Genomic DNA, 22,208 nt, shown 5'->3' with positions numbered 1-22,208 from the left:
AAAAGCTCTATATTTCCTTAACAAGGATTAATCTCTATAATAATTTTTGAATGATACCACACAAAAACACAAACGTTATATGTTTATGAAATGGTTTCATTCGTATTTAGAGAAGCTAAGTGCGGTTGCTCCACCGACCGGACACCAACGAGTTGGCGAAAAACACGAACATTGGCTATTTTCTTTATAAAAGTTCGAAAAATTAGAGATTATGACTGTAATTTTTACAAAATGCTATTTTTAATAAAAAGAACATATGTTCGCACCTTGTTTTGCAGTCTATTCGATCCTATGAATAGAATCGTATATTTCGTGGTATTAACCTATATAATCAGATATCAATTATATAGGGGTGAACTATATTGACAAAACAGACAAGTGACGATTGCAGATTAGGCAATTTTGAAAAAGAATATGAGCTCACACCCGGGACCATTCGAAATCGTAATGGCAGGGATACACGCAGTGATAAGAAAATCGGGACGATACGAAAAGAATCGGATCACCACAAAAAGAAATAAAAGAAAATCACAATCTACAAACATATCGTTTTAACGGATCAGTAACGTGAGAGAGCTATTCATTTTCATATACTACGTGTAAAAGGAGCTTGATGATGGCAAAAACGACACTGAAATCAAAAGCAACTTTAATTAATAATGTACAGGTCGAGGTCGAAGCAAGGGGACATAAGGTGACAATTGATGAACCGGAAAGAGCAGGAGGAACAGATCTTGGCATGAACCCATTAGAACTCCTTCTTTCATCACTCGGTGCTTGTCAAACCATTATGGCTCAAAGTTATGCGGATAAAATGGGAATTCAATACGATCGTTTAGTGATCGAGCTTGAAGGTGATTTAGATACGGGCGGTTACAAGGGAAAACCAGGTGCAAAAGTTGGTTTAGAAGAAATTCGTTATTTCGTCCATATGGAGTCTAATGCGCCTCAAGAAAAAATCGAGGAATTTATCCGTTATATAGAAGCACATTGCCCAGCACTTGATACCTTAATCAATCCAACAAAAGTTGTATCAAAAGGCGTTAAGGTCACACAAACAAAATAAAATTTTACACCGTCGCGGTATTAGTGACGGTTTTTATTTATATAGAGACAAAAAACCCAACTTACTTAGAAGTCGGGTCGTTTGATATTTAGTCTTTACTTAGTTCCATTTCTCTTAATTGTACATGACGAATCTTTCCTGAAGTCGTTTTTGGTAGCGCCTCGGTAAATTCAATGCTCCTCGGATATTTATATGGAGCGGTTAACGTTTTTACAAAACTCTGAAGATCTGCAATCAGTTCTTTTTCTGAATGGTGTTTATAAGAGTCTGTTAGGACGATAAAGGCTTTAACAATATTTCCTCTAATCGCATCAGGACTTCCTACGACTGCACATTCCTTCACGGCAGGATGCTTAATTAAAGCATCTTCCACCTCGAACGGCCCGATTGTATATCCAGAGCTAATAATAATATCGTCGCTTCTACCCTCAAACCAAAAGAAACCTTCTTCATCTTTTAAAGCTCGGTCACCTGTAATAAAGTATTCACCTTTTCTTTGCGAAAGTGTACGTTCCGGATCTTTATAATATTCTTTAAACAGAGCAGGTGTACTAAGATGAACACCTATATTACCAACTTCACCTGCTTGGCACAGCTGCCCATTTTCATCGACAATTTCTACTATATTTCCCGGTGTAGCTTTACCCATGGAACCAGGCTTATTTGGGATATCTTTTAATTGGCCGATTAATAATGTACTCTCGGTTTGTCCATAACCATTGCGAATCGTTACATTAAACTGATTGTAAAAAGCATTTATTACCTCTGTATTTAGTGCTTCACCAGCGGAAATTGCGCTATGGAGATAAGGTAATTTGTACTTATGTAGATTTTCACTTTTTACAATTAACCGATATTCAGTAGGTGTACAGCAGAAAACATTAATTCGATATTTATCTAGCAAAGCTAAAAAGGTATCAGCATTGAATTTTCCATTATACACGAAGCCCGTTGCTCCTGTTCCAAGTACGGATAGGAAGGGACTCCACACCCATTTTTGCCATCCAGGAGCGGCTGTTGCCCACACTAGGTCATTTTCATTGATAGACATCCAATTCTTTGCAGCTGTTTTCAAATGAGCATAGCCCCAGGCGTGAGTATGTACAACTGCTTTTGGATTGCCTGTTGTGCCGGAAGTATAGGATAACAAAGCAATATCATCCCTGGTAGTGTTGGCTGCTTCAAATTGAGAGGAAGCTGTTTTCACTTTTTCATCTAGTGAAATCCATTGATCTTTAACATCACCAACACAGAATTTAATCAGGTTATCTGAGTCAGGTACCGCATCAATTTCAGCAGTGAATTTTTCATAACAGACTACCGCTCGAGCTTCAGCATGCTGGATTCTAAAAGCCAAATCTTTTGCACGGAGCATTTCTGAACATGGAATAAGTACAATACCGGATTTCAATGCTGCCATATAGATGGCATAAGCCTCGATTATACGGGGAACAATCACCAGTATTTTATCTCCCATTTGTAATCCCGCTTCAGCAAATACATTTCCTATTTTATTAGCTTCTTCGACTAATTGTTTATATGTAATTGATCTAGTCAGACCATCCTGATTCTCCCACTTTAGAGCCAATTTCTCTGGATCATTGGTATAACGCTCAATTTCAGTTGTTAAATTATAGACATGAGGAGCTATTAATTCTTCTCTTTTCATAAAAAAATCCTCCTAAAATACGAATCAAGTATATAATACCTGTTGTCATATGCAACTTTTAGTATCAGGTATTAAAAACAATTTTAGCTATTTTTTACTGACAAGTAAAGGAAAGAGAATAGGAATAATTTTTGTAACGGCTTACAAGGTTGACATAGCAGAAGAATAAAATTGAACAAAGTTTAATAGGTGAGTACATCAATGCAGCATCTTTATTTTATTTCTTATAGATTGTTTGAAAAATATTAGACTATCCATCCGGAAGAATGGAAAGTATTACGGTGGAAATAATAGGTTTAACTTAGTAAGATGATTCGTGAAAACCATATAGAATTCTATATACGTAAAAAAGGGAAACCTATCAACTTTTAATTAAACGACTATAAATCGACAAAATAATGATTCCAAGCCCGTTATACTTTATACTAGTTAATAAGCAAAGGGGATGTTAGAGTGTTTATTTTTGAGCAATTACGTGAACATGCACAAACAAAACCCAGCAGCGTGATTACTTCATTTAAGGGGAAAGAAACAACCTACTCAGATTTTTATCAAAAAGCACAAAACCTAGCAGGATTCTTTCAGCAAAAAGGATATCAAAAAGAAGATATCATAGCTCTTTACTTATTTAATTCGGATACCTTTTTAATTGCTTATTACGCTTGTCAATTAGGTGGATTTTCAGTATTGCCGATCAACACAAAACTTGCAGCTCCAGAAGTGGAGTATATTATGCGGCATTCAGAAGCTAAGGCCCTTATCTATGATGCTCGTTTAAATCCAATACTAGAGAAAATAAGTTCTACTGTGGAACAGTTTAAGGATATTCTTGAAACTGGTGAAAAAAACACTATAGAGTCAGTTTTAGAGGATCATTCTATCCCTTTCCGGCAAGAGCACATAGACAAAGAAGATACTGCAGTTATTTTCTATACATCTGGAACTACAGGTAAACCAAAGGGTGTATGTTTATCAGCAGAAAATGTACGAGCTATTGCTGAAATCTGGGCACAGTCACTAGAAACAACTTCTGAGGATCGTACACTAATCGTTACACCTTTATTTCACTGTGCAGCCAGTCATTGCTTTTCTATCCCAACAATCGTAAACGGCGGTACAGTCATCATTGAAGAAGCTTTTATACTCGGACAAACTTTGAAAGCCATGGAGATGGAAAAAGTCACGATATTTTTTGGAGTTCCCGCCATTTATAGTACGTTATTAAATGCACCTAATATAACAGAGACTGATTTATCACATCTACGGTTATTTACATACGGAGCGGCCCCTATGCCATATGAACTTGTAAAAAGATTAAAGACCTATTACCCAAATGTAAAGGTTCAGAATCTATATGGGCAAACAGAAAACTCTCCAGGGGCAACAACCCTAAAAGATCATTATGCACTAGAAAAAATCGGTTCAGTTGGAGAGCCTTTGCCCTATACAAAGGTTCGCGTCGTGAGTGAAGATGGAGAGGACGTTCCTCCTTTTGCTGTAGGAGAAATCATTGTTAAAGGTCCACAAGTAATGAAAGGGTATTTAAAAAATGAAGAAGCAACTCGCATGACACTCAGAGACGGATGGTTGTATAGCGGAGACTTGGGTCGGTTAGATGAGAACGGATTATTATATATTGTTGATCGAAAAAAAGATATGCTCATTCGTGGAGGGGAAAATGTCTATCCAGTTGAAATTGAAGAGGTTTTGTATCAATTGGATGAAATATTAGAAGCTGCTGTAGTGGGTATTCCTCATCCTGTTTATGGAGAAGTTCCTAAGGCATTTATTGTGCTAAAAGAGGGACGACATCTATCAGCGGAGCATATTCAAACCTACTGTCAACAAAATCTCGCGAAATATAAAGCTCCCGAGACAATTATCTTTGTAGAAGAATTACCACGAAATGCGAGCGGGAAAGTACTCAAACATACTTTGCGAGATAATGCTGTGAAGGCATAGGAAGACGCCTATTTAAATTAGGTGATTAATGGTTGCTCAGCAATTCAAAAAAATCTCTCAGTCAAAGTACTGTGAGATTTTTTGCTGTTATTCGAGTAAAAGAACCTGTAAAGCTGACTGAATAGTAATTAAATATACATAGTATACTTATCACCTTTTTCATAATTAACGTTACTTGCCATTATCATATGAGAAATAGCTTTATCGATAAGTATTTGTAGAATTTTGCTGAATTTTCAGATATAAATAAGATTGATTAATCATTTTAGGAAATTTAATATTATAATGTAGACAGACAATATATTCATACCTATGACAGAATACGTGAATATCTTTTAAAAATAATTTATATCCAGAGGAGGAAATATGAGTAACCAAAATGTTTTGCAGGCATTTTTGAAGGAAAAAGGTGTTCATTGCCCGTATCAAATTTGGTTATCAAGTCCTGAAACTTCAGATTCTATTTTAATTGAGGGCGGGGAACATTTAGGTGTTTTCGAGCCAGTGCATATAGACTTAATGGATTTTATATCTACTCAGGAAGTTAAGGAACGTAAAACATATCTTTATTTCAAATATCCTAATCAATACATAGTATCCGTCTGCTTATCTGAATCAACTAAGTTTGACGATAAAGAAATGGATTTAATGTATTATTTTCTTTATCCGATATACAGTGAGTATGCTTTACATGCAAACCGATATAAGATCGATAAAATCATAGAGAGTATCTGTCAGACTACTTCTTTGTTAGATATTGAAGAAATATTTTCTGCAATATTAAAAAATACGATGGAAGTTATTCCAACCGCTGACTTAGGTACTTTGTGGTTATATGACCGGCAATTAGATCGTATAGTTTGTAAGACTTCAGTTGGCCATGTTATGGACGGACTTTGGAAAATGAAATATAGAATAGGAGAAGGATCTATTGGACAAATGTTCATGAATGGAACTCCGGAGCTCGTGAAGGATACTTCTAAGCTTTTATTAAAGATGGCTACTGTTTCTCCAGAAAATAATCAATATTGGGATTCTACCTATGACTTTCCCCGTCATGTCAAATCGTTAATTTCAGCTCCAATAGCTGTTGATGGCGAAATTGAGTGTGCTATGATCCTTGGCCAGGTTAAATCAAGTAAGAGTCTAACAGAACAAGATTTACACTTGATGCAAGGCTTTTCTTCTCAAATTGGTGTAGCACTTAAAAATGCAAAGTTATTCACCGATATCAAAAATCAAAATCAACTTCTGCTCAAAAGAGACGATATCCATTCCACACTAACAAATCTATCCCTGCAGAATAAGGGGGCAAAAAAGGTAATTCGTGAGCTAAACAGAATAATAGGGAAAAAATTAATATTTGTAGACCTAATCGAAAATAGCTGCATACCTGAAAGAAAAAAACTGCCCTATTCTTATACGTACCAAAAACTTTATCGTACGATTACAAACATGGAAGATGGTTTGCCATACAAAATTATTACATCTGAGCAAGAGTCCCATTGTCTATATCCAATCCGTACAGAAAATTTAATTCTTGGCTGTCTTATTATCGAGATAAAGGAACCCTTAAGTCAGCTAGACCATATCGCATTAGAACAGGGATATTCTGTCCTTGCACTTGAACTGGTTAAGAAAAAGAATTTAGTCGAGTTTTATTACAAAAATCGTCGAGAGTTATATTATGAATTGCTGCAGAGCAAAGATTCCACTACTTTATTATCTAAGGCAACTGAATTAGGAATTAAGGAGCAGGAGGAGTTTTTTTCAGTAATCCTTCAGTATATAGGAAATCAGGACGAGGAAGTGCTAGACACCTATATACACCGTTTAGTGGCTCAGTTAAAAAAAGAATTATCCTTTTATATTCAAACCATTTTCGGTGACCATAATAAAGCAATCGTTCTCTTCTGCCTTCCCGATTCCAAATCATACCCTTATATTCTGCAGATTTTAGAACAAACCATTGTGATGTGGAATGAGGAGGAAAAGGGCAGATTACTCTGCGGAGGAATCAGTTCAACATATAGCGATTTATCCCTGATTGGTAAATCTCATAATGAGGCGGAGATGGCTCTCTCATATCTTGTTTCAAAGGAAGTTCCTGATATAATAGAGTACTCGAAAATTGGACTGAACAGGTTGTTTATCAATCAAGACAAAGAAGAAATTAACCGTTTTCTGCAGGAGGTATTTGAACCCTTACAGACACCTCATCATGCAGCCAGCAAACTCGAAGAAACATTGATTACTTACTTTGAATTGAATCGATCTGCATCACAAACGGCTACTAAATTGTTTATCCATATCAATACACTTTACCAAAGATTAAAGAAGATTGAAGATTGTCTCAGTATATCATTTGAAGACGCAGAGGACATTTTACGCCTTCAACTAGCCTGTTATCTTAAGAAATCACTGAACCAAGCTTCTTAGCCTCAAATTACGACATATTTTCCACCATTATTATTGATGTTTAAAATAAAAACCTCATATATTCATTTACGAGAAGGCAATGCCTTCTCTTTGTTTATATAACTTTCTTCCACATTACCTCCTTCTCCAGCAAAAACTAGTATATAATCTTCAATTCATTACAAAGAAATTATGTAAAAACCTACATTGTATTCAAAAATCTGTATTACTAAAATACAAATTATAGTTGTTATGTTTGTGAGGAGCTTGATGATTGCCGAAGGAGGATAATGAAATGGATTTTTCTTTTACAAAAAAAGAGGAAGAATACCGTCGAACATTAAGGATATGGTTAGAGGAAAATCTACCTGAGGGTTGGATCGAAGGTAAACGAGATTTGCCAGAAAACGAAGAAGAACAAGCTCAATTTTTGAGGGACTGGCAGAAGAAAATGAATGATGGCGGATGGGTTGCCATCGCTTGGCCAGAAAAATATGGCGGTCAAAGTGCCTCGGTTATTGAAGAGATCATCTATCATCAGGAAATGGTTAGAGCAGGAGCTCCACATCTTATTAATTATATTGGAATCCATATGGTTGGGCCGACATTAATGGATATTGGAACGGAAGAGCAAAGAGAGAAATTTATCCCCAAAATACTTAATGCTGAAGAAGTATGGTGTCAGGGTTATTCTGAACCAAATGCCGGGTCTGATTTATCTGCATTGAAAACGAGTGCTGTAAAACAGGGCGACAAATGGATTATCAATGGACAAAAAGTTTGGACGAGTTATGGGCATTTGGCAGACCGTTGTTTTCTACTTGCGAGAACCTCCAATTTAGAAAAGAAGCATAAAGGAATCACGGTATTTCTAGTAGATATGAAACAACCAGGTGTTGAAGTACGTCCCATTATTCAAATGAATGGAAAGCATGATTTTAATGAGGTCTATTTCAATGACGCTGTTGCCTATGATGAAGAAATTGTTGGCGAAATTGATGAGGGCTGGAAGGTAATGATTAATTTAATGCTCCATGAACGAACTGGAATTGGCGCACAAATATTCACTCTGGAGAAGCAATTTTCTGATTTAGTGTTGTTAACGAATGAACTGAAGGAAAATGGCCAGCCGCTCATAAAAGACCCATTTACACGACAAAAAATGGTTGAGCTCTATACTCGTTGTCGAGGTGTACTTTTAACGTATTATCGCAATATTACTACCTCTATGAAAAGAGGCTATCCTGGTGCAGAAAGCTCGATGGATAAATTAATGAGCAGCGAATTAACAAAGGATTTGTTTGAGTTTGCTGTATCCATTCAGGGTCATGAGGGTGTTTTATGGAAAGAAGATGCACTGGCCAATCCTTTTTGGCAATTAGAATATTTATCTTCCTTTGGAGTTACGATTGGCGGAGGTACAAGCGAAGTACAGAGAAATACGATTGGTGAAAGATTATTGGGATTGCCTAAGGATTTACGTTAATGAAACGGAGGTGCAATAAAAATGGATTTTTCTTTAAGTGAAGAACAGGAAATGTTTCGAGGATCGGTCCGAAAATATTTAGATGGCGCAGGGCAAACAAAGATTGCTCGGGAGATGGCGAAAAATAATATGAAGCTACTCACCAAGACATGGAAGGGTCTAGCACAATTGGGCTGTATGGGAATCACCGTGAAAGAAGAATATGGAGGCGCAGAATTAACTACAGTTGATCAAGTTCCTGTACTCGAAGAATTAGGACGTGCATTATTACCAGGATTGTATTTAGAAACCGTCGCATTTGCAGCACCGATGATTGAAAAGTTTGGTACAGCCGAACAAAAAGAAAAATACTTACCAGGAATTGCAGACGGTTCAAGAACCATTTCACTTGCATGGTTAGAGCCAGGAAAGAGTTTTAACCTGAATGATATTCAAATGACAGCAAAATATGATGAAGACACGATGATTCTTAACGGGTCTAAAACATTAGTTCCTGAAGGCAATCTGGCAGATACATATCTTGTGCTAGTTCGCTCTGAATCAGAAACGGATGGAAAAGGTATTTCTTTTGTCCTTGTAGATAGAAATGATGATGGTGTAGATTATCGAGTACTTCAATCAATGGATGAAACTCGTCATCTGACAGAAGTTAACTTTAAAAATGTAATCGTTTCCAATTCTCGAATTCTAGGTGAATTGAATAGAGGTGAGGACGCCATTGAGGAAGGACTTTTATATCTGAACGCCGCCCTTGCTTCAATGATGGTTGGAGGTATGGATAAAATCGTAGAAATGTGTGCCGAATATGCAAAAATCCGTGTTCAATTTGGCCAGCCAATCGGACGTTTTCAAGCGATAAAGCATCGAATTGCAGATATGAAACTGGATTTGGAGACGGCAAGATCGTTAAGTTACTACGCTGTTTGGGCTTTGGATGAAAAGGCAGAAGATGCAGCAGTGGCAGTTAATAGTGCTCGGGCATTTATTACAGAAGCGTATCTTCGTTTAGCGGGACATGGGATTCAGATTCATGGAGGCATAGGAGTAACAGAGGAAATTGACTGTCATCTGTATTTAAAAAGAGCTCAATACTATCAAACATATCTGGGAAATTCAAGATTATATAGAGAAAAGGCAGCTACAGCTCTTAATTGGTAGATTTTCAGCCTAAACCATCTTTAAAAACAGGAAGGGATGAGTAAGTATGCCTGTAATCCATGAACTAAAAGAATATAAAAATATTATCAACGGTAACGCAGTTCCGTCAACAACCGGTGAATTTATTGAAAGTATAAATCCCTCTACAGGTATTGCTTGGGCTAGGATACCGAGAAGCACGATAGAAGACGTAGAATATACAATTCAAGCTGCCCGCGGTGCATTTCCTAATTGGGCTGAACTTCCACCATTACAACGTGCTGAATTATTAAGGCAAATCGGCGATCGACTTACTGATCATGCTGAAGAATTAGCAACTCTGGAAACAAAGGACAATGGATGGGTCATAAGCAACACAAGCTATACGCTTATCACTTCATTAAAACAAATTTGGTATGATGCAGCCGGGCTTTGTAATTATGCAAGCAGAGGCGATACCATTCCAAAGGGACCAACAACGTTTGGTTATACGTATCGTGAACCTCTGGGAGTGGTAGTAGGGATAACACCATGGAATGCCCCTCTATTTACATTCACCATGAAAGCCGCCTATGCTTTGGCAGCAGGCAATACAGTTATTATTAAACCTTCTGAGCATGCGTCAGTTTCTTCCTTACGCTACGGAGAAATTTTGGCATCCATCTTACCTCCAGGTGTCATAAATGTCTTATCTGGATATGGAACCGAAATCGGTGATGCTTTAGTAAGCAATAAGGAAATAAATAAAATCAGTCTTACTGGCTCTAAAGCTACTGCAAGCGCAATTACCAGGGCAACTGTAAATAATCCTAAACCATTTATCTTTGAATTAGGCGGTAAATCTCCAAATATTATTTTTGAGGATGCAGACCTAGATAAAGTAATGGAAAGATTATTGCCTTATTCCATTTTTACCGGCAACGCAGGACAAATATGTGTGGCTGGATCCAGGATATTAATTCAGAAGTCCATTTTTGAAGAAGTTGTAAAAGGATTCAAGCAGGCTATGGAATCCGTGAAGCTTGGAAATACGTTAGATATGCAGACAACGATGGGCCCAATCGGTAATCTATCACAATATAAAAAAGTGACTTCCTATATAGAGCTTGGAGAAAAAGAAGGAGAAATTATTGCAGGTGGGAAATCTGGCGGTAATGTCTTATTACATGGAGATCAGGAGTTAGAAAACGGATATTGGGTAGAGCCAACACTAATAAAGGTGGATAACCACCGTCATCGTGTATGCCAGGAAGAAATCTTTGGGCCCGTAGCAGTGGTCATACCATTTGAAACAGAAGAAGAAGCTATAGCCATTGCTAATGATACGGATTTTGGTTTGGCAGCAGGAATCTGGACGACTGGTCTAGCCCGTGCAAAGCGATTAATAAGCAAGATAGATGCAGGAAATGTATGGGTGAATACGTATTCTCAGGTTGGCATTGATTTACCCTTTGGAGGATTTAAAGACAGTGGTTTTGGCACAGATTCGTTTATAGAATACACCAGGGAAAAAGCATGTGTAATAGAAATTGGATAAAAATATATCCCACTAAAGTAGACATCTATTAAGTTATGCTTACCTATTCTAATACCAATTGGAGTTGATAAAAATGTTTAATTGGTCAGATGAACGAATTTTTGATCCAGATATGCCAAGGACTATTGATTATCCTAATTTGCCGGTAGGAGCGATTTTAAAAGGAAGCGCCAGCCGTTTTGGGAACCGAACCGCTTTTATTTATCGTGATACTCATATTAGCTATGAACAGGTTTACCGTGATTCTCTTATGTTTGCTTATTCATTAAAAAAGCTTGGCGTAGAAAAAGGTACAGTCATTTCAGTTCATTTACCAACGTGCCCTCAATATATTGTTGCTTATTATGGAATTGTTTTATCCGGTGCTATATATTCACCAATTAATCCTTATTTTCCAAAAGATGATGTCTGCTTTCAGCTTCAGGATTCGGATACTGAAATTATTATTACTCATGAATCAACAGTGGATGATATACAAAGTCTGCAAGCAAACTTAAATTTAAAGAAGGTAATTGTGACCGGAGACCAGGAAATGTTTTCATATGACAACCCAGTGTATGTAAAGAATTACGGAGAGGGTTGGTATAGCTTAGCAGATTTGATTGTTTCAGGTATAGATGAGGAATTTGATCCAGGTATTGATCCAAAAAATGATCTTGTCCATATTGCGTATACGGGTGGAACAACAGGTAGACCTAAAGGTGTTATGATTACACATTCTAATTTGATTAGCAGTTTTCTGCAGACGGCAGCCTGGACGGCTGGATTATTGCCAAGAATTACAGACAATAATGGACTTGAAGTTGTACGAGTGGAGAAAGATATTGACAAATACCTAGCTAAATATCCGTGTTTGACAGAGGAAGCCATTTCACTCAGTCCTTCACCTTTGTTTCATATTTCCGGTGTTTATTCTTGTATGGTATATCCAATGTTAGTAGGATACACTGTCGTTCTCATTGATCGTTTTAAACCGACTACATTTCTTGAATATATTGAAAAATATCAAGTGACACATGTGAGCGGTTCTCCAGCTATGTGGAATGGCTTATTCGGTCATCCAGACATACATAATTATGATTTTTCATCTGTAAAGAATGCCGGATCCGGTTCCGCCCCATTAGTACAAGAGGAAATGAAACTATTAGCAAAAACATTCCCAAATGCCAAGATTGGAGAAGGCTATGGACAAACAGAAGCGACAGCAACGATCACGAATACTGTTATGTTGTGGTCTGGATTGCAAAAGATTGGAACAGTTGGACATCCACTTTTTGATACAGAAGTGAAAATCATCCCTGCAGATGGCAGCAGCGACGAACCATTACCTGTAGGATCCACAGGTGAAATATGTGCAAAAGGTCCACAAATTATGAAGGGATATTATAATAAGCCCATCGAAACAGATGAAGCGCTTAGAGATGGCTGGCTCCATACAGGAGATATCGGAATGCTGGACGAAGATGGATTCATCACCATCGTTGACCGCAAAAAAGATATGTTGATTTATAAAGGTTATAACGTCTATCCAAGCAGGCTTGAGGATGCGCTATTTAAGCATCCTGCGGTAAGCAACGCCACCGTAATCGGCAAACCTTCAGCAGGTGTGGGAGAAATCCCAAAGGCATTTGTTATTCTCAAGCCGGGAGCAACAGCAACTGTTGAAGAACTTATCGATTTTGTTAATCAGGAAGTCGTTCACTATGCAAAAATACGAGAATTGGAGATTGTTGAAGTATTTCCTGTATCACCAGCAGGTAAAATTCTTAAACGAATACTGCGTGAGAAGGAATTAAAGACAATAAATAGCCCACTATAAAATAAATCATTTTATTATTTGAGAAGATTTATAAGACTACTTTATAGATTGAATCATTCTATAGTATTTGTTAGATAAATACAAACTTTTATCATTCAACTACAGCACAATGTGGTCTGTCCATGTAACGCTATCTACTATTGGAGTGTAGAACATTACAAGACTTTGTGGATATTTATGTTGAAACCTACATTGATGCTACATGTATATTATCTTAAAATTTGCATAAACAACCGTCATTTTTACACATAAAGCCTATTAATGGGAGGCAAATCTATGGAGCTTGATAAAAGTATAATTGGTTTAGAAGGAAGCACTTTTTCCGTTGAGGTAGAAAAGCGACATATTCGTCAATTTGCGGATGCTATAGGAGATCCTAATCCTTTATATACTGACCAAGAATACGCTAAAAATACATTTTATGAGGGCATTATTGCTCCTCCAACCTTTTTAATTGCCTTAAGCAGTGAAGGAAATCATCTTCCTCTAAAACTAGACGAAAAGCGGATGCTTCATGGAGAGCAGGAGTTTATCTACTATCGTCCAATTCGCCTTGGAGATCGACTCATTTGTAAAAGCAAGGTAGCGGATTTATACGAAAAAGACGGAAATAGCGGTAAGATGCAATTTCTTGTTCTTGATACAGAATTCAAGGACGAAAGCGGAGAAATGGTAGCAATCAGCCGTATGAATATCATTTATCGAGCTGCTTTATGAAAAGATAGGGGGTCAAATGGATGGAGATACAATATCAAGATTTAAGAGCGGGACAAGCTCTTCCTGTCTTAAAAAAACCGCCCATTACAAAGGTTCAATTAGTCAAATATGCCGGTGCATCCGGCGATTTTAACCCGCTACATACTGACGATGAGTTTGCGCAAAAGATTGGCATGAATGGTGTGATTGCTCACGGAATGCTAATTATGGGCTTTTTAGGCCAATACATTATGGAGCTTGCAGGCACCACAGCTGAAATTAAACAGTTTAAGATGCGATTTGGGGCGATGACAATTCCAGGTGACTTAATAACATGTTCCTCAACTGTAGAAAAAATCTATGAGGAAGAAGGCCTGAGAATGGCAGATTTGAATTTAATAGCTGAAAAGGAATCAGGAAAAGTTGTTGGTTCTGGTAAAGCCACTCTAAAATTTCGTTAACTTGTTCATGAAAAGGAGGCATTAATGTGGGGGATATAAGCAATCGCTATGCCATTGTAGGAATTGGAGAGAGTGAACGGTCAAGAAAATCAGGAACCACACCACTCCATATGGCTTTAGTAGCTACACGGAATGCATTGCAGGATGCTGGGCTTGAAGCTAAAGAAATTGATGGGGTTATGAGCTATAGCACAGGTGATTCCTGCTCTTCACACCAGCTGGCAACTTATTTGGGAATCCGTCCCAGTTATGTTAATGACGTCATGGGTGGCGGAAGCTCGACTGAAATGTTAATTGCCGATGCAGTTGGATTAATAGAAGCAGGCTTAGTAAAAACGGTATTAATTTGGCGATCAATGAATGGTTCTTCCGGAAAAAAGGTCGGACGAGGATATGATCCAGATATGATCCAAGAAGCAATTGATGGAGGAAGCTTCATTATTCCGTATGGTTCCGCAAGTCCATCTCAGTGGTTTGGAATGTTTGCTACAAGGCATATGTATGAAACAGGGATTACACGTGAACATTTGGGCCATGTTTGTGTAGATTTTTATGAACATGCCCAACGTAATCCCAAAGCTTTCCTAAACGGACATCCATTAACAATGGAGGAATATATGGAAACACCATACATTAGCTATCCATTTACTAAACACGATTGCTGTGTTGAATTGGATGAAGCGAATGCGATCATTGTTACATCAGCTGAAAGGGCTAAAGATTGTAAGTCAAAACCAGTTTATATCATGGGAATTTCAGCAAGAGAATGTCATCCACATGCCCACTATTGGTCCGATTTGACTCAGGTAGCATCAGATTATGTCGCTCCACAGTTATATAAATCAGCCGGTGTACAACCATCAGATATTCAAGTAGCCTCTATATATGACTGCTTTAGCTGGGTTGTGCTTCGCCAGCTCGAAGCCTTTGGGTTTGCTCCACGGGGAGAAGTGGGGGATTTCGTTGCTGCAGGAAACTTGAGGATAGGAGGGAGCCTTCCTACTAATACAGCAGGAGGAATGCTTTCAGAAGGCTATACTCATGGAATGAATAATGTACTTGAGATCGTTAGGCAAATTCGTCACGAGTACAAAGGAACTGAGCGTCAAGTTGCGAATTGTGAAATTGGAATCTGTACAGGTTGGGCAGGTCCAGATATAGCTGGTGCTATGATTCTTAGAAATTAGGAGGTATATAAAATGGTCTATCAAAAACCCATTCCACTAAAGAACCAGGATAACAAGCCATATTGGGATTCGGCAGATAAACATGAACTTTCCATCCAGAAATGTGATTCCTGTCATAAATATCAACATCCTCCTGGTCCAGCCTGCTCAAAATGCGGCAGTCCTGAACTGAGTTGGGACTCATTCGGTAACGAAGTCTACGGAACTATTTATTCCTATATCATTTCTTATCGACCATTTCTGCCTGGGTTCCAGGACGATCTACCAACTGTTATTGCTCAGGTCGAACTAGAAGGACTGCCTGAAATTAAAATAACAGGTAATGTTTTAAACTGTAATCCTGACGAAGTAAAGATTGGCATGGACGTCCAAATGTTTTGGCAGGATATCAACGAGGAACGAGCTCTTCCTCAGTGGGAATTGAGGTAAATAATAAATTGTTAGACTGAAACCATGATTCTTTGGCAGCAAAGAGTTATGGTTTTTGTGTTTCTTACTATAATAAAACATTGTTTAAATCTAGGATATATTAGTAGCTAAACAGTGACATTCTAATCAAGTATTTAGTTCTAAGGTATCTTTTGTTGGCAATTGGAACACAATTCTATAAAGTATAATATAAGGATATAAAAAAACAACAAAAGGAAGAACTCTTTGTTATTTTTAAACAAAAGTCATCAGTCCCTTTTATAGTTTAAAAAGATTAAGTTAAATAGTAAGTCGAACTTCTAAATGGGAGGGGAAAGATGAAAATTTATGTGGATGCAGATGCTTGTCCAGTGAAAGATATTATTATTTCTGAAGCAAGCGATTTTGAAATACAGGTTATCCTTGTTACAAGCTTTTCTCATTTTTCTAATGCAGAACAGCCATCAGGAGTGAAAACCATTTATGTTGATTCTGGAGCAGATGCTGCAGATTTTCGAATTGTGAAGTTAGTGGAAAAAGGAGATATTATCGTTACGCAAGATTATGGTCTTGCATCACTAGGTTTAGCAAAAGGAATTATCGTCCTCCACCATAAAGGTTTTAGATATACAAACGAAAATATTGACCAATTATTACAAACACGTTATTTAAGTGCAATGGCTAGAAAAGGTGGACAGCGAACAAAAGGACCAAAGCCTTTTACAGCTGAAGACCGGGAGCAATTTAGGAATCTTTTTAAACAGGTTATTTCTGTTAAAAATTAGGCTAAACTCAGAGATTTAAAAAGGAGATAAATATTTTGAAGTATTCAAAATCGCAAATGCAACAACTAATTAAGGGAAATAAAGAACTGCATACACGCTTTAAAGAGTTAAAGGCTGAGCATGGTCTTGAAAAAAACAATGCCATCAAGGCCTTGTACCATTCAGAAGTTGCGGATGGAGGAAAGTATCAGGCAGCTTACCAAGCACTTGATCAGCTCAAAAAGTAGATTCTTATATCTTATTTACACTTAAAAAATGCTGAAGATATAAGTGGATTAAGTTAGTAACCAAAATATGAAAGTAGGTTGCTGGGTAATACAAGGTTACTGTTCAATAGAAAAGGTTATTCAGCAATCGGGCGCTTTCCCTTAAGAAGGATAGCACCCATTTTTACATTTAAGGGCCAGTTTGTGGAAGATCGAACTTTAAGTATTTAAGAGTTTGGGAAGAAATATATTTATTGTAAAGATGAAATTAGCGGAGAAACAGTTGTTATTTGAAACATATTTAATCACTTAGTAAGAGTGAGTGATATAGGTTTAATCAGAAAAGGTATTATTCTCAGTTAATAAAAAAGAGATTTACACATTTTTTATTCCTAGCTGAAACAAGATCCTACTTTGGATCTTGTTTTTCTTATAAATCGTTTTCTCCACACGGACAATAAGAAGAAAGGGTGATTTGTATATGTCATTAGTCACATACCTAGGGGAAACCTCTAATCATTGTGTATTTTTTCTAGTTTACATAATATATATTATAGGAAGTTGTGAAAACCAATTAAACAAGTGTCTCATTAATCAAGATTACTTTAGCAATTGAGACAAAATAGAAAAATTTTCAAATGTAGATCTTAATTATATATTTAATTCTTTAATTCATTTATATAATTTATTTATTCGTTATATCCCTGGTTGTTTTAATAATTTGTTTTTTAAGTTGATGTTGAACATAATTTTTTATAGAATTTTTATTCTTTCTTTGTAGTAAATAATAAATCTTGACCTAACTTATAATTGTTTAACTTGTACTTAGATTTAGTTTTAAATCATTAGAAATTAGATTTTATAGTCTTGTTGCCAGATTTACGTTGGTTCTTTTTTAGTTTACATAATGTTATTATGGCAACTTTTTTCTCGTTTATTTATAAACCTTCTAAATTAGTAGCGATCGATAAAAATTACTTAAGACTTTTATATCCGTCATCGCTTCATTCAACTTTATTGCTGCAAAAAAAAAATAAGATCTCATGTTTTTTAATGAGATCTGCGGAATAATTCGGTACCTTTATAATGTCTCCAAAAGAACTTCTTTTGGTATCCAGCCTACCAAACCATCTTTTTTTATTAATGTATACGCAGCACAATTATTATCCAATATAGAGACAATATCTCCTTTATTTACGTTTAATTGAGCACAGGAGACATCCGTTCTAACTTTATAGCCTCCATCTTCATGCTGTTTTATATATTCATTTTTGATATAAGTCAATTTGTCGGTTTGTTGCTGTCTGCAAAGTGTGAAATACTCCCCTTCTTCTATTGGGGATATTTCAAATAAAGGATAGGATATCGAGCCTGTCATTTTGGGATCAGCCTTGATCTTATAATCTTTTATAATCTCACATTTTGGGAAACGGTCTACATATGTGTAGAAATACTCATTTCCGAGCGGCATTTTATTGATAATTAAAGCATTTAATTGACCAGTTTCCTTAATAACATTTCCCCCATCAATTGCAATTATTTTCTTATCAAAATCCATAATTGGATTGTGGGAAGGAATTTCAGCTGGATAGTTGATTACTGGCCAATGACCGACAAAAACCAATTTATTTGCTTGATGAGCCTTATCTAGGAAAGATGGCATTCTAAGGGCGTTTTCTCTGCTAGTCATTTTCCAATCTTGAACAGAATCTAAACCGGCATGTACAAAGATAAAATCGTCAGTTTCTATTGCTGTCGGTAAATCATTAAGCCAATTAAACTCAGATGAAAAATTCTCCTTTATAATCTCGTTTAATTCAGATATATTGCGAATGGTATCCATATTAACTCCTAAGTGTTTTAGACAATCATTCAGCAATGTATTCTTTCTTTTGGATATGTAATTTAGTAACCAAGGGTCTTCTTCTAATAAGTTCTCTACTAAAGTATCACAGTTGCCTTCTAGTACATATACCTTAGGATTTTCTTCTGATAACTCCATAATATATTTTACAACAGCAAGACTGTTAGCTCCTTTTTCACAAAGATCTCCATTAATGATTAAATAATCTTCCCTGTTGTAATCTGCTTTTTTCAATAAACTTTTTAATAAATCTATTTCCCCGTGTATATCTGAAATAACAACAACTCTAGCATAATCAGGTAAAGATAAAGACTTTATTTTATCGATTATAAATCACTCCATCCCTTATTTTGTGTGCTCAGTTTGCTCCCGCTCCACTTTAAGTAAACCTTCTTTATTATTCAATATAAAAATAAAAAATTCCTTCTTTCTACATAAAAAGACAATGATGAAGCATCCCTTCTATTTAGGAGGACACATCTTGACCAAACTATTGTTAATGTGAATGTAATACCTTAATTACATGGTTCTTTTTCTCTAAATCCCACTATATACATAGTTCAATAAACTTTATTACGGCATTTTGTTAAACCTGAAATAATTTCAACCATAAAAAATGCCCTAAAAGTATGATTCCTACTTTAAAAGGCAGATTAATTTAATATTATTAAACTTATATTTTCTTTACTAATTACATGAATTTAATAACTAGTAGCAAATATGACGAACTTACTTTAGATTCAACCGCTAATTAATCATAGATTTATATAGATCTTCTATACGGATTAACATCGTTTCAATTTTATGTTCATCATTTAAATTGGCTTGCCCAGTCACGATTTGATCTTTTGAACTTTCAGAACCTTCTTTTTGGAGCTGTATTTCTACTGAGAAATCATACACGCTATCTTTTTCATCTACCTTTTCGTAGTCAATCTTTTTAATTTGCAATTGGTAATCATTTTTTATGGCTTCTATCATGCTTGTTGAACCATAGTCATTAACGAATTCCGTATATGATGTTTCATTCGCAAAATAATCTTTAAATAGCTTTTCTTCATGTTGACGTAAAGCTGCAAGTTTCTCTTCGCTTTCTTGATCCACTATTTGTTTCAATTCATCACTTGGGCCTGTAAGACTATTCTGTAATACAGCTTCAATGGTCTGGATATTTTCATCTTGTGTTTTCGCTTCCTTTTCTTCGGTACAACCCACTAACATAAATAGAAGTAAAGTAAGTAAAACTGTTGCAAAGACATCACTCAATCGTTTTTTCACATAAACCTCCCCCTTTTGGCAAACATCTTATATCTGATTATATCCTCGAATGTATTTATTTACCATTTTAATATAGATGTTTTCTGCTAGGTTTGATCAAGCATCAAATCAGTGTAAGAGGAACTGCTTTGTGCAGAAAAGTATCGGCCATGTTTTAACAACACCGCAAAAATGTATGGGGTGTTGTTAATTTGTATGCGTATTTTTGATGTTGATGTGTAAATTCAATAAAACATTAATGATAGAAGAATTTTCCCTTATTAATCCGTTATTTATTGTTTTCTCCCCGTTAACCGAACCCATTAATTTCTTTCTATTTCTCTTAACAATAAAAGACGGCCATTCACAAATGCTCTGTATTAATCCGGTTCTTTTCATAAGGCTCAACTGGAGGAACTTCATATTCTAACTCTATATCAAATGAGGAATCCTGTAATGTAGATTCTATTATATTCATTTCCTCCTTTTGCTTTCTTTCCATATCTGTTTTCCTGTTTTTCTTATTCATATTTATACCTCCCATATATTATGTACATATAGGTTTACCAGGTAACTCGTTATATATGCTTATTTATAGCAGGTAATCACCCTCTCCTCTACTTCTCTTTGACAGACCTTTTAGTTTAAGGCTTTTATGACCTTTATTTGTTTGATTCTCTTTCATTCATAAGACATATTCTCTTCTCTACCAAAATAACCTATAGTAAACAGGTTAATTTGGAGGGATCATATGAATAATACTCTTATCACTGCTGATATGATTACGAGATTTAATGAGCTCAACAAGAAGAAAAAAGAGATTGAAATGGAAATGGAAAAACTGAAAGAGGTTTTTCATACGTATTTTGATCATCATGTAGGTGCAAATAATAAAGGTGAATTAATCGACAATGGTATAAAGCTTCAAAGGCAGATACGCAAATATGAAAAATACAGTACTGTACCAACTGTATATAAATTAGAAGAACTAAATATGAAGGAATTAATTAAAACAGTGAAAATCCCAGATGAAGAAAAGATGAATGCTGCTATTAAGCTTGGCTTCCTTAAGGAAGAGGATTTGGAAAGCTGCAAGCTAATCACTTACTCTAAGGCTATTTCAGTGAAAGAAGTATAACGGTCAGATATTAAGAAAAATGTGCGTTAGAAAGGTTAACAAGATTAAAGACAGATCTATATGAATCCTCTACACTTATAATAAACTTATGTTAATAAGGTGGAAGGATGATACAGTATGAGAATAGAGAATGAAAGGCAACTGGCTGAAATGATTATCCAATTGGATTTATTGCGTGATCAGCTCTATGAAGAGTTACAGAATAATTTTGGATCAAGAGGCCAGGATTTTCTACGTACTGTGCAAAATAGCCCATTACAGCATGATATATCCATGCATTATACAGTTGAGGATAGACGCGGTATCTCCCTTGCTTTATTGGAGATTATGTTCATTACTGCGAAACAAAAAAAGCAGATAGGATAAAACATAATTATTACTAAGACAATCCGTTATAGATCATAGATGTATTCATATGATAAGGGCATAGAAAATCCGCTATGCCCTTTTGTTTATGATAAAATTTACTGCTGCAGCCGCTCCAATTCTTCCTCGATTTTGACTAGTTCGATTCGTTCAAATAAAGGTTTTACATGTGATAAAAGTTTAAGCTATGAGTAAATTTCGCAGTATTTTAGTTATATCGCAATAGAAGCTAGGTTTGTCTTTCTTACTTTAATTAATCTACAAACGATTTATTAAGTATCGTTTTTTGATTAATCATCAGGAAGTTCCAGAAGAGGCAGTATACTGATGAAAATTAAAGGAATGAAGTGGAATTTCTATGAGGGGAACCGTACACACATTAATTCAATACAAGAGAGAACAATTAAACGGGGTCAAAGAAATTGTTAAAGTAACAATCACCATTTGTTCATTAAAAACAACAATACATAAAGTCCTGGAAGAAACAGAGCACGCTTTTGTTTGTGAGGGTGTGCGTTTCCCGATATCCAAAACAATGTAGGGGTCATTAAGTCATCAACGATTTAAAATTTACCCACAGATGTATCAAGAATAGAAAAACTCTATCACGAGGTTGAATTGGGGTAGCACCAAGGGGAATTGGAGAAGTTGCAAAGACATATGGAAGAACACCGAGCAGCTTTACAAAAATGCGTTAATTTATAAAAGTAAAAGAATAAAACCACACCATCTGAGATGTGGTTTTT

The 22,208-nt window shown here is 36.0% G+C and carries 21 protein-coding genes; 17 read left to right on the top strand and 4 right to left on the bottom strand.

Annotated elements, in window-relative coordinates:
- Positions 1-362: 362 nt before the first annotated feature.
- Complete coding sequence (locus FHY47_RS18840) at positions 363-521, top strand: hypothetical protein (protein ID WP_175354256.1); 159 nt, start codon at positions 363-365, stop codon at positions 519-521.
- Positions 522-616: 95 nt separating this feature from the next.
- Positions 617-1,066, top strand: coding sequence for an OsmC family protein (locus tag FHY47_RS04320; RefSeq protein WP_066103785.1), 450 nt, complete (start codon positions 617-619; stop codon positions 1,064-1,066).
- 88 nt (positions 1,067-1,154) lie between these two features.
- Here FHY47_RS04320 and mbcS read toward each other — a convergent pair whose 3' ends face one another.
- Complete coding sequence (mbcS, locus tag FHY47_RS04315; RefSeq protein WP_148629725.1) at positions 1,155-2,735, bottom strand: acyl-CoA synthetase MbcS; 1,581 nt, start codon at positions 2,733-2,735, stop codon at positions 1,155-1,157.
- Between the two features lie 453 nt (positions 2,736-3,188).
- Between mbcS and FHY47_RS04310 the strand changes: the two genes are divergently transcribed.
- From FHY47_RS04310 to FHY47_RS04255, 12 genes are all read left to right on the top strand, one after another.
- On the top strand, positions 3,189-4,697 hold the full coding sequence (locus FHY47_RS04310) for a class I adenylate-forming enzyme family protein (RefSeq protein ID WP_148629724.1): 1,509 nt from the start codon (positions 3,189-3,191) through the stop codon (positions 4,695-4,697).
- A gap of 366 nt (positions 4,698-5,063) precedes the next feature.
- A complete protein-coding gene (locus FHY47_RS04305) occupies positions 5,064-7,136 on the top strand; it encodes a helix-turn-helix domain-containing protein (protein ID WP_148629723.1) in 2,073 nt (690 codons plus the stop codon).
- A 274-nt stretch (positions 7,137-7,410) separates the two neighbouring features.
- Positions 7,411-8,601 (top strand): acyl-CoA dehydrogenase family protein, encoded by a 1,191-nt coding sequence (locus FHY47_RS04300; protein ID WP_148629722.1) that lies wholly within the window; start codon positions 7,411-7,413, stop codon positions 8,599-8,601.
- Positions 8,602-8,622: 21 nt separating this feature from the next.
- Entirely contained in the window at positions 8,623-9,759 is a 1,137-nt protein-coding gene (locus FHY47_RS04295) for an acyl-CoA dehydrogenase family protein (RefSeq protein ID WP_148629721.1), read from the top strand.
- A gap of 46 nt (positions 9,760-9,805) precedes the next feature.
- A complete protein-coding gene (locus tag FHY47_RS04290; protein WP_148629720.1) occupies positions 9,806-11,275 on the top strand; it encodes an aldehyde dehydrogenase family protein in 1,470 nt (489 codons plus the stop codon).
- A gap of 73 nt (positions 11,276-11,348) precedes the next feature.
- Positions 11,349-13,094: a class I adenylate-forming enzyme family protein gene (locus FHY47_RS04285; RefSeq protein ID WP_148629719.1), complete on the top strand. Its 1,746-nt coding sequence runs from the start codon at positions 11,349-11,351 to the stop codon at positions 13,092-13,094.
- 276 nt (positions 13,095-13,370) lie between these two features.
- Positions 13,371-13,811, top strand: a complete 441-nt coding sequence (locus FHY47_RS04280) for a MaoC family dehydratase N-terminal domain-containing protein (protein WP_148629718.1) — start codon at positions 13,371-13,373, stop codon at positions 13,809-13,811.
- A 20-nt stretch (positions 13,812-13,831) separates the two neighbouring features.
- Positions 13,832-14,251 (top strand): MaoC/PaaZ C-terminal domain-containing protein, encoded by a 420-nt coding sequence (locus tag FHY47_RS04275; protein WP_148629717.1) that lies wholly within the window; start codon positions 13,832-13,834, stop codon positions 14,249-14,251.
- Between the two features lie 26 nt (positions 14,252-14,277).
- The gene (locus FHY47_RS04270) at positions 14,278-15,438 is read left to right on the top strand and encodes a thiolase C-terminal domain-containing protein (RefSeq protein ID WP_148629716.1); all 1,161 of its coding nucleotides are present in this window, start codon (positions 14,278-14,280) and stop codon (positions 15,436-15,438) included.
- A gap of 12 nt (positions 15,439-15,450) precedes the next feature.
- The gene (locus FHY47_RS04265; RefSeq protein ID WP_148629715.1) at positions 15,451-15,867 is read left to right on the top strand and encodes a Zn-ribbon domain-containing OB-fold protein; all 417 of its coding nucleotides are present in this window, start codon (positions 15,451-15,453) and stop codon (positions 15,865-15,867) included.
- Positions 15,868-16,184: 317 nt separating this feature from the next.
- Positions 16,185-16,631, top strand: a complete 447-nt coding sequence (locus tag FHY47_RS04260; protein WP_066103808.1) for a YaiI/YqxD family protein — start codon at positions 16,185-16,187, stop codon at positions 16,629-16,631.
- Positions 16,632-16,666: 35 nt separating this feature from the next.
- The gene (locus tag FHY47_RS04255; protein ID WP_066103809.1) at positions 16,667-16,858 is read left to right on the top strand and encodes a hypothetical protein; all 192 of its coding nucleotides are present in this window, start codon (positions 16,667-16,669) and stop codon (positions 16,856-16,858) included.
- Positions 16,859-17,918: 1,060 nt separating this feature from the next.
- Here FHY47_RS04255 and FHY47_RS04250 read toward each other — a convergent pair.
- The 3 genes from FHY47_RS04250 to FHY47_RS18835 form a co-directional block, all read right to left on the bottom strand.
- Complete coding sequence (locus FHY47_RS04250) at positions 17,919-19,028, bottom strand: metallophosphoesterase (protein WP_148629714.1); 1,110 nt, start codon at positions 19,026-19,028, stop codon at positions 17,919-17,921.
- A gap of 420 nt (positions 19,029-19,448) precedes the next feature.
- Entirely contained in the window at positions 19,449-19,979 is a 531-nt protein-coding gene (locus tag FHY47_RS04245; RefSeq protein WP_148629713.1) for a hypothetical protein, read from the bottom strand.
- Positions 19,980-20,322: 343 nt separating this feature from the next.
- A complete protein-coding gene (locus FHY47_RS18835; protein WP_187393430.1) occupies positions 20,323-20,487 on the bottom strand; it encodes a hypothetical protein in 165 nt (54 codons plus the stop codon).
- A 222-nt stretch (positions 20,488-20,709) separates the two neighbouring features.
- Between FHY47_RS18835 and FHY47_RS04240 the strand changes: the two genes are divergently transcribed.
- The 3 genes from FHY47_RS04240 (at position 20,710) to FHY47_RS04230 (ending at position 22,003) form a co-directional block, all read left to right on the top strand.
- Positions 20,710-21,096, top strand: a complete 387-nt coding sequence (locus FHY47_RS04240) for a hypothetical protein (RefSeq protein ID WP_148629712.1) — start codon at positions 20,710-20,712, stop codon at positions 21,094-21,096.
- Between the two features lie 117 nt (positions 21,097-21,213).
- Positions 21,214-21,462, top strand: a complete 249-nt coding sequence (locus FHY47_RS04235) for a hypothetical protein (RefSeq protein WP_148629711.1) — start codon at positions 21,214-21,216, stop codon at positions 21,460-21,462.
- Positions 21,463-21,820: 358 nt separating this feature from the next.
- On the top strand, positions 21,821-22,003 hold the full coding sequence (locus tag FHY47_RS04230) for a hypothetical protein (RefSeq protein ID WP_066103818.1): 183 nt from the start codon (positions 21,821-21,823) through the stop codon (positions 22,001-22,003).
- The last annotated feature ends 205 nt before the right edge of the window (positions 22,004-22,208 follow it).

The organism is Bacillus sp. E214 (assembly GCF_008087365.1).
Lineage (GTDB): Bacteria > Bacillota > Bacilli > Bacillales > Pradoshiaceae > Pradoshia.
This window is presented reverse-complemented; position numbering and strand designations above follow the sequence as displayed.